This is a genomic window from Litchfieldia alkalitelluris, assembly GCF_002019645.1.
Taxonomy (GTDB): Bacteria; Bacillota; Bacilli; order Bacillales; family Bacillaceae_L; genus Litchfieldia; species Litchfieldia alkalitelluris.
The window spans coordinates 4,288,688-4,298,185 of record NZ_KV917374.1 but is presented as its reverse complement, the minus strand read 5'-3'; the positions used below and the strand labels follow the sequence as shown (position 1 = coordinate 4,298,185).

Genomic DNA, 9,498 nt, shown 5'->3' with positions numbered 1-9,498 from the left:
AAAGCTGTCCGAAGAGAGTCCAGGTTCAGACAGCTTTGAAGCCAAAAGAGCCAAAGCTGTCCGAAGAGAGTCCAGGTTCAGACAGCTTTGAAGCCAAAAGAGCCAAAGCTGTCCGAAGAGAGTCCGGGTTGAGACAACTTTGAAGCCAAAAGAGCTAAAGGTGTCCGAGAAGAGCCAATGTTCAAATTGTTTTCAATAAACATCTAATAAACGAAATTCATTACCAACTTAAACATAATAAGTATTACTAGTATTCCCAAAAGCTGTATAGTTCTTCTTTAGAATCCTAGTTAGTGTCTTTTTACTTAATTCCATCTTACACCACTCATCAATGCTGTGTGTGGTTACTTTTAATTCTGGGAAAAGCAGCTTAAATTCCTTTACATTACGCAAAATAGCTATTTCGATTTTTTCAGCTCCTCCACACTTACCGCATATAAAGTTAAAATTCATTATGCTAGTTATGAAGGACTTACAGGAATGACAATAAACTCCTTTCTGCAACTGGTCATAATTATATTTTGGTAGTAAAGAAAAAGGATTTTTAGTTTGATGTAATGAAATTAGAGTTTGAGCTAGTTTTTTATGTCCTTCGTTTAATTTAGAAGGTGATTTATTTAATTCTTGTAAAAAACGATCTAACTGGGTTGGAAATATAATAGGTGTCTTCAAGGGGGCTTGATATAAGGTGAATTCAGGATTTATAAAGATAACAAATGATTCAATAAGATAATTAAGTTTGAGGTTATGAAGTAACTGGCGAAGTAAAGTCGTACTTCTTTTTAATTGATCTACAGGATTCTTATATTCTCTGTCGTTTGTCACGGTATATAATTTATCTGCATCTAAGTAATAATCACCTTGGAAATTTTTGATATCTAATAGGTAAATACCACCCTGCGAAATCATTAAAGTATCAATTTGAAAATAGGAGTTATTCACTTCAAGCAGTAAGTCATTTATGAGAAACCGTTCTTCCGGAAGAGTAGCTGCTAATAGGTCAAACTTAGTCTCCCCTTCATACCCCTTTTCGAGATTTAACAAATGATATTTCTCCTTTTCTGTTAAATTCATTCTTGCGTTAAGGTACCGCATAGTCAATAATTCGTCAGATTCAGTTCTACTTTTAACGATCATAATTCACTTCCTTTCTATTTTATAAGTTTATTCTATTAAAGAAATTCAAGATTCTATTAGTGAAATATGAAATTTGTGTTAACAATTTAATACCAACAGGAAAACTCCCCCACAGTTAATATGGAGGGGAGTATATATTAACCTAATATTTAAAAAGCTTTATCTCCATTAAAAATAGAGTTTTTAACAATAACATAGTCTACATGACGGATGGAGTCTAGCTTGTTTCCTCCAGCATAGGAAATAGACGATTGAAGATCTTGCTCCATTTCAGTTAGCGTATCTTGAAGTGAGCCTTTGTGCTCAACTAACATTTTCTTACCTTCGACATTTCTTTTTTCACCCTTCTGATATTCAGAAGCGGACCCAAAGTATTCTTTGAACAGCTTGCCGTCTTGTTCAATCGTTGTTCCTGGAGATTCTTCGTGACCGGCGAATAGCGAACCAATCATTACCATTGTTGCACCAAAACGAACTGATTTGGCAATATCACCATGTGTACGAATACCGCCATCAGCAATGATCGGCTTACTAGCTGCTTTAGCACACCATCTTAATGCTGCTAATTGCCAACCACCTGTTCCGAAGCCAGTTTTAATTTTCGTAATACATACCTTACCCGGACCAATTCCAACTTTTGTCGCATCTGCTCCGGCATTTTCTAATTCTCTAACTGCTTCAGGTGTTCCTACATTTCCAGCGATAACAAAAGCTTCTGGAATATGTTTTTTAATATGCTTAATCATTTCAATCACGGCATTTGAGTGACCGTGCGCAATATCAATTGTAATGTATTCTGGTAAAACATTTTCATCTGCTAGCTGTTGGATAAAAAGATATTCATCTTCTTTTACCCCAACACTAATTGAGGCATATAATCCACGACCATGCATGTTCTTGATAAAAGCAAGTCGTGTTTCTGGTTCAAATCGATGCATGACATAGAAATAATCATTTTCAGCTAAATAAATAGCAATTTTCTCATCTATAATTGTTTGCATATTTGCAGGGACGACAGGTAATTTAAATGTTCTTCCACCAAATGTAACTGATGTATCGCACTCAGAACGGCTATTTACTATACTCTTAGCCGGTATCAATTGTATATCTTCATAATCAAATACATTATCCATTGTTGTTTCCCCCTAAGCAGATTGCTTCATAGTTAATATTCATTAAACTGTCTATTTTTTTTCAGTATCTCAATGTTTTATTATAATATACATTTTTTGAAAGTAAACCTTTTTATGTGTTTTTTTATAAAAAACTATGGGATTATGTGTAATTTTTGATTAAAAAACGATTATTATTATATGATGATAGAATTAATGTTTGGGTTTTGCTTGTTTGATGATTTTTTGTAAAATAAATAATAAATTCATCTATAAAAGTAAAAACTAAATAAAAAAATATGGAGGAACAACATGTCAGGAACTATTAGAAACAACATAAAGGTTGGAACAAAGGTCAAAGTTGTACAAAAACAGGATCAACGTACGGGAAATTTAACTGAAGGAATTGTTTCAAAGATTTTAACCAACTCAGCAACACATCCGCATGGTATTAAGGTGATGTTAGAGAGCGGGATAGTAGGTAGAGTAAAAGAAATTATTTCTTAATTAATTTCTTATCACAAATTCCCCCTTCACTTATACTTAAATTGAAATGGAAAATTTAGTATATCACTAGACAGACATTGTTTAGTCAAGTAGACTATAAACTTAAATATAAATGCTCTTTTCTGTTACTAATTGACCTAATTTAAATTAAATAACACCATTTATTTAGTATTCTGATTTTAATCGGAAGAAAAGACGGCCACTCTACTTCGTAGATATTGATTTTAATAGAACTTTCAAAAGTAACAATTCTACGAAAACAGCTAATATACAAGAATAGTAAAAGTGAAAGGTGATTAAAAATATGGTTCAGAATCCAACTGGAAAAGAACGTTTGGCACTGGCATTTCTTTTAAGTATGCTTGGTATTTTAGGTCCACTTAATATTGATATGTATTTACCGAGCTTCCCTGAAATTGCAAGCGACTTCGGGGCTAGTGCTTCACTTGTACAGCTAAGCTTGACAGCCTGTTTAATTGGTCTGGCAATTGGGCAGTTGGTTATAGGACCGATCAGCGATGCTCATGGGAGAAAAAGACCCCTGTTAATATCCATTTCCTTATTTGCAGTTTCTTCTTTCCTTTGTGCACTTGCTCCTAATATAGAAACACTAATTGTTGCACGTTTTTTACAAGGATTCACCGCTTCAGCTGGTATCGTTCTCTCACGCGCGGTTGTTCGTGATGTATTCAGTGGAAAAGAGTTAGCAAAGTTTTTTGCCCTGCTTATGTCAATAAACGCAACGGCTCCAATGCTTGCGCCGATGGCTGGTGGAGCGATTCTGCTTTTCCCTTTTGCAAGCTGGAATACGATTTTCCTCTTTTTAAGTTTAATAGGAGTGTTCATTGTAATCAGGATTGGTTTAAAACTAGAAGAAACATTACCAAAGGAAAAACGAGTTCCGAGCTCACTAGGGCATAGTGTCCGTACAATAGGTAGTTTATTCAAGGACCGATCTTTCATTGGTTTTGCATTAATAGTTGGAATTATTCATGGTGGAAGTTTTGCTTATGTATCAGGTACTCCTTTCGTTTACCAAGGGATATATGATGTATCACCACAAGTCTTTAGCATTTTATTTGGGATTAATGGACTAGCAATTATTTCAGGGAGTTTTATAATCGGACGATTCAGTGGAATCATTCATGAAAGAACCTTGCTTCAGATTGCGATTACTATTGCAGTGACTGCAAATTCGATTTTGTTGTTAATGACGATTATTGAAGGACCATTATTTAGTATAGTTATTCCTATTTTTATTTACATGCTTTCAATAGGTATGATTTTAACAAGTAGTTTTTCTCTAGCAATGGAGAACCAAGGTCACCGTGCTGGAAGTGCAAGTGCAGTGCTCGGGATGCTACCGTTGCTGATTGGTTCTATTGTTTCACCTTTAATTGGAATAAATGAAACAACAGCAGTACCAATGGGAGCAGCGTTATTCATTACTTCTTCGTTAGGTGCGATTGTTTTCTTTACATTTACGAGGAAGAGTCAAGAGGTAAGTACAAAGGTGAGTTTTAATGTGGAGGGATAATCCTCCTTTTTTTGTGTAGATAAATAATATAGGTCTACCCTGAAGCTAGACACTAAGCTAAGTATAATTTTTCATACTCCATGGTGCTAATTTTAATTAGCATAGATGTCTAGCCTGAAAATAACTTTGGATGTGGAGTTCCATGAACTGCGACCCACTTGCTTTCCGCGGGGTGGTCCGTGAGCCTCGTCGCCAGGGGCTCAGCTCCTGTGGGGTCTCACGAGACCACTCGATCCCGCAGGAGTCAAGTGGCTTTCCGCTCATTCCACACTGATGAGTAAACATTTTCATTCACGATGGTGCGAAGAAATACTTATTTAGCATGGATGTCTAGCCTGAAAATACCTAGGTCGGAGAGGCCCAATTCCCTTACTAATGCCAAAAGCCCAACAAAGGGAATGAAAAGAGTTGTTTCATTCCCTTTCTCATGCCAAAAGCCCAACAAAGGGAATGAAAAGAGTTGTTTGATTCCCTTTCTCATGCCAAAAGCTCAACAAAGGGAATGAAAAGAGTTGTTTCATTCCCTTTCTCATGCCAAAAGCCCAACAAAGGGAATGAAAAGAGTTGTTTGATTCCCTTTCTCATGCCAAAAGCTCAACAAAGGGAATGAAAAGAGTTGTTTCATTCCCTTTCTCATGCCAAAAGCCCAACAAAGGGAAGAAAAGAGTTGTTTCATTCCCTTTCTCATGCCAAAAGCTCAACAAAGGGAATGAGAAGAGTTGTTTGATTCCCTTACTCATGCCAAAAGCCCAACAAAGGGAATGAAAGGCATTGTTTGATTCCTTTACCATCCCAAAAGCCCAAAATAGGGAATGAAAAGAGTTGTTTGATTCCCTTACTAATGCCCAAAACCCAACAAAGGGAATGAAAAGAGTTGTTTGATTCCCTTATTCATGCCAAAAGCCCAAAAAAAGGAACGAAAAGAGTTGTTTGATTCTCTTTCTCATGCCCAAAGCCTAATCTAATCTTTGTTTTCGCTTCTGCAACTGGATCAAAGCAGGTCTATGATTGAGTTCCTCTTTGTTTTTGCTTCTGCAACTGGATCAAAGCAGGTCTATGATTGAGTTCCTCTTTGTTTTTGCTTCTGCAACTGGATCAAAGCAGGTCTATGATTGAGTTCCTCTTTGTTTCCACTTCGGCAACTGGATCAAAGCAGGTCTGTGATTGAGTTCCTCTTTGTTTTCACTTCGGTAACTGGATCAAAGCAGGTCTATGATTGAGTTCCTATTTGTTTTCGCTTAGGCAACTTAATCAAAGAAGGTCTATGATTTACTTCCTCCTTCTTTTATCTTCTGCAGCTCTATCAAAGCCACTGGAATCACCAAAATTCCCACTCATTATAAGCAGTAAACTTTTTCATATTTCTATGGTGCAAATACTTATTCAAAAGAAAGTCTACTGAGCGAATGCCTTGAATCGGTTATCTCTGTGTTATAAAATATGGAAATGTTAAAAGGCCAAAGGAAGTGTTCCAGTTTGCCGAAACAATATGATTTTACAGATGGTCAAATTAGTAAACAGTTAATCATGTTTTCTGGACCAATTATGCTAACAAATCTTTTACAAGTATCCTATCAATTTATTGATAGTTTGTGGGTTGGGAACTTATTAGGAACTAATGCACTCGGGGCAACCACGATTTCCTCTACTGTTGTTGTGACTGTTCTATCCTTCATTATTGGAATAAATAATGCAACATTAACAATCTTGTCTCAGCAAAGAGGAAGGGAAAATGATGAAGGTCTTAAAGCATACCTAAATGCCTTTGTGGTGTTACTGACTAGTTTAGCTGTTTTAATCGGAAGCGCAGGCTTTCTTTTTTCTGGACCTATTTTGGAATTTCTAAATACCCCTGATGAAATGCTTTCAGAAGCGAAGACATACTTGCAAATTAATTTTCTAGGAATCCTATTTTTACTTGGCTACAACTTTATTGGTACTGTTTTAAGAGCTGTTGGCGATAGTAAAACACCATTGAAGTTTGTTATGGTAGCAGCCCTGTTAAACACGGTGTTAGATCCGTTGTTCATCTCAGTCTTTAAATGGGGCATAAATGGGGCTGCATATGCCACGGTTTTATCCCAAGGTACGGCTTTCTTGATGGGAGTTGTTTATACTTTTCAGAAACAAATAGTCCCATTTACAAAACCTTCTCTTCCAAAAAGGGAAGAAGTGATGTTGATTCTTAAACTGGGTATCCCGTCTGGACTTCAAATGACAGTGATTTTTGCTGGAGTCACAGCGATCATGACCGTTGTTAATTCATTTGGTGGACCAGTTGTTGCTGGATTTGGTGCGGCACAGAGAATTGATAGTTTAATCACCTTACCAGCTTTAGCCTTAGGCACTGCGGTGAACAGTATGGCAGGACAAAATATTGGTGCTAAACGCTGGGATCGAGTTCGTGAAATTGCAATTTCAGGTGCTATTTATAATTTAGTGATTATGTTAGTAATTGCAGCTCTTGTGTTTGTCTTTGCTGAGCATCTAACCAGATTATTTGTTCAGGAAAAAGAAACAGTCGTCTTTGGTACAAATTATTTGCGGATTATTGCTTTTTTCTATCCGTTTATTGGTCTTAACTTTATTTTGAATGGAATTGTAAGGGCATCTGGAGCGATGTACCAGGTGTTAGTTCTCAATATTCTTTCTTTTTGGTTACTTCGTTATCCATTAACGCATATAAGTTCAAATCTATTTGGACAAAATGGGATTGCGATTGGAATGGGGGTAAGTTTTATTATTAGCAGTATGTTTGCGTTTGCTTACTTTAGATGGGGGAAGTGGAGAGAGAGGGAGTTATTTGCAGAGGAAAAGTAAGCTTTGGCTTAAAGTCAATTAAAGTTTATTTGAACCACTTAATGGTTGCCGACAGCTTCTCTAATCCCTTCACCCGTAACCTTTAAACAGCACTTTTTATGATTACTAGATTTAAACTATAACCCAAAATCAAACACTTAAACCTCGAATTGAACTCATTCGGGGTTTTTTCTCGTTCATATTTTTCAAAGGTTTTTCTTACATTACATGTGCTAGATCAATGAGAATACGGTCACAACCATATCCTTCTTATGTTCTATTTTCATAATAAAATTTTTTGAATTGTAAAAATAACATGTATTAATAGTTAGGAACAGTGTGTCTTTGTTGTTTTACTAATTTGTTTTTCTAGTGGACATGTAAACTTAAGATTACAACGTTAGCCAAGTAGAGGTTTTTCTTGGACTAATTGTCACAGTTTGTTCATTTTTCTATTTTCGAAAAGAATTCAAAAGGTTATCTAACAAATAAAACCAATAATAATAAGGGTTTTAACGGGTTCTAAATGTATTGAAATCACAATCATTTAATATGAAATTTGCAAAAGAGCTTTGAAGATTATAAAGACGTGATGTGCATCACTTTTCCAAGTTTTCAATTCTGATAGGTTAAAGATGGAAAAACAATCTTGAATAAAGGGGAGAAAAAACGATGGAATTTCAACCTAGGTCATGTGGGATGATGTCAAACGAGGAACAAACATTATCATTGCCTTTACAACTACTAAAGAATGAACATATCCCGTTAAGAAAACAGATGGATCATCTTTATGAAGAGGCCACAAATATTCTCGAAAACTCAACTCCAATGAAGGCTGAGCTTATAGCATTACGAGAAGTTGTGGTTGATTTTGTTAATCATTTGGATCCTCATTCTGACATCGAGGATGAGGAAGGTGTACTATTTCCTCTCGTCGCAAATTATATTGGTCGCGAAACTGGGCCAATTGCAGTCATGGAATTTGAACATGATCAAGCAAAGAAGCATCTTAAGTTGTTTTTACAAGGCACAGAAAAAGTCGAATCTTTAGTTGAGAATGAGTTTAGTGATATCACACTCAACATTACCGAAGCGATTCTGATTTTAAGAGAGCATTTTATGAAAGAAGAAAATGTCCTATTTCCGTTAGCTGAAAGGATGTTATCAGAGGAAGAAAAAGCGGTGTTACAAGAAAAATTGGAGAAATCAATTTAGTCTTTCAGCCCTCTTTAATAACAAATACAAATACAAATACATTTTTTAAAGGAGAATGCAAAATGAAAAGAGTTTTGTTATTTGGGTTGGTTATCCTTTTCGTTTCAATATTAGGAGCATGCGGAGGAAATACTGAAGATGTTGCTAGCAGTGAGAATAATAAAAGCACACAACTTATTTCTTTAGAAGCATCTAACTGGGATTTCAATAGTGATGAATATACAGCTGCAGCTGGAGATATTACGATCGAACTGAAAAATGTTGAAGGTTATCACGGAATTATGATCGATGGTACTGATGTGAAAATAGATGGAGATGGAAAAGCAACTGTAAATCTTGAAGCAGGAGAATATATCATTCGTTGTTCTATCCCTTGTGGTGGTGGGCATGCCGAAATGACGGCGAAATTAGTAGTAAGTTAATAAAAGTAATGTTACAGAGTAATAGAAGGGGATCATTCATCTTACTAAATAGGGAGGGTGTTTCATGGCTAACCAAAAAAATACAGATGATAACGAGGATTTGGTTGAATCAAACAAAGGAACCTTATTTTCAGTGTCAAATGAGAAGTTATAATACACTTTCATCTGTTCTAGTTATCATTTTTGGAGTGAGTTTGTTTTTTATTGGGACTGACGGCTTCACTTCTTTTACAGCCGAAACAGCTAGAGTTAACGAACTAGTAAAAGAAAATCCAACATTTCCTGAAGTGATGTTAGAGGATAGTGAAGGAAGAAATTACACAATATCTGAATTTGAGGGGAAACATGTATTCATTACTTTTTTTTACTCTATGTGTACAACCGTTTGTATTGATTTAGAGGTAAATATGTCGAAAGTCTATGAGTTGATACCGAGTCAGTATATGGGAGAAGACATCGTATTTTTAAGTATCAGCTTTGACCCAAAGCAAGATACTCCAGAAAGGCTAGACCAATATAAAGACCTTTTTCATAGTGATGGTGAAACATGGAGAATGGCCAGAATACCTAATCAGGAAGAACTAAATTCATTACTTGAGAGATTTGGAGTGATCGTGATTCCAGATGAGTATGGCAATTTTGCTCATAACTCTGCCTTTTATTTGTTGGATACAAAAGGAACGTTAATCGATGTGATGGATTATACCAACGTAGAAGATTCGGCCTATAAAGTGATTGATATTCTGGATAAGGAAGAGGAGAAATAGTT

8 protein-coding genes are annotated in these 9,498 nt (G+C 35.8%); 6 read left to right on the top strand and 2 right to left on the bottom strand.

Annotated elements, in window-relative coordinates:
• Positions 1–228: 228 nt before the first annotated feature.
• Positions 229–1,074 (bottom strand): nuclease-related domain-containing protein, encoded by an 846-nt coding sequence (locus BK579_RS20015; protein WP_328589288.1) that lies wholly within the window; start codon positions 1,072–1,074, stop codon positions 229–231.
• A gap of 212 nt (positions 1,075–1,286) precedes the next feature.
• Positions 1,287–2,270 carry a GMP reductase gene (gene guaC / locus BK579_RS20010; RefSeq protein WP_078548504.1) on the bottom strand — a complete coding sequence of 328 codons (984 nt, stop codon included), beginning with the start codon at positions 2,268–2,270 and terminating at the stop codon, positions 1,287–1,289.
• Positions 2,271–2,561: 291 nt separating this feature from the next.
• Between guaC and BK579_RS20005 the strand changes: the two genes are divergently transcribed.
• The 6 genes from BK579_RS20005 to BK579_RS19975 all read left to right on the top strand — a co-directional run bounded on the left by BK579_RS20005 (position 2,562) and on the right by BK579_RS19975 (position 9,496).
• Complete coding sequence (locus BK579_RS20005) at positions 2,562–2,756, top strand: YwbE family protein (RefSeq protein WP_078548502.1); 195 nt, start codon at positions 2,562–2,564, stop codon at positions 2,754–2,756.
• Positions 2,757–3,060: 304 nt separating this feature from the next.
• Positions 3,061–4,293: a Bcr/CflA family efflux MFS transporter gene (locus BK579_RS20000; RefSeq protein ID WP_078548500.1), complete on the top strand. Its 1,233-nt coding sequence runs from the start codon at positions 3,061–3,063 to the stop codon at positions 4,291–4,293.
• A 1,476-nt stretch (positions 4,294–5,769) separates the two neighbouring features.
• Complete coding sequence (locus BK579_RS19990) at positions 5,770–7,113, top strand: MATE family efflux transporter (protein WP_235848486.1); 1,344 nt, start codon at positions 5,770–5,772, stop codon at positions 7,111–7,113.
• Between the two features lie 651 nt (positions 7,114–7,764).
• Entirely contained in the window at positions 7,765–8,307 is a 543-nt protein-coding gene (locus BK579_RS19985; RefSeq protein ID WP_078548496.1) for a hemerythrin domain-containing protein, read from the top strand.
• Positions 8,308–8,369: 62 nt separating this feature from the next.
• Positions 8,370–8,729, top strand: a complete 360-nt coding sequence (locus tag BK579_RS19980; protein ID WP_078548493.1) for a cytochrome c oxidase subunit II — start codon at positions 8,370–8,372, stop codon at positions 8,727–8,729.
• Positions 8,730–8,869: 140 nt separating this feature from the next.
• Positions 8,870–9,496, top strand: coding sequence for an SCO family protein (locus BK579_RS19975; protein ID WP_078548491.1), 627 nt, complete (start codon positions 8,870–8,872; stop codon positions 9,494–9,496).
• Positions 9,497–9,498 lie beyond the last annotated feature (2 nt).

Bases quoted from the DNA above. Each gene is read 5' to 3' on its own strand.
- BK579_RS20015 (WP_328589288.1), bottom strand. From the start codon at position 1,074: ATGAATTTAACAGAAAAGGAGAAATATCATTTGTTAAATCTCGAAAAG.
- guaC (WP_078548504.1), bottom strand. From the start codon at position 2,270: ATGGATAATGTATTTGATTATGAAGATATACAATTGATACCGGCTAAG.
- BK579_RS20005 (WP_078548502.1), top strand. From the start codon at position 2,562: ATGTCAGGAACTATTAGAAACAACATAAAGGTTGGAACAAAGGTCAAA.
- BK579_RS20000 (WP_078548500.1), top strand. From the start codon at position 3,061: ATGGTTCAGAATCCAACTGGAAAAGAACGTTTGGCACTGGCATTTCTT.
- BK579_RS19985 (WP_078548496.1), top strand. From the start codon at position 7,765: ATGGAATTTCAACCTAGGTCATGTGGGATGATGTCAAACGAGGAACAA.
- BK579_RS19980 (WP_078548493.1), top strand. From the start codon at position 8,370: ATGAAAAGAGTTTTGTTATTTGGGTTGGTTATCCTTTTCGTTTCAATA.
- BK579_RS19975 (WP_078548491.1), top strand. From the start codon at position 8,870: ATGAGAAGTTATAATACACTTTCATCTGTTCTAGTTATCATTTTTGGA.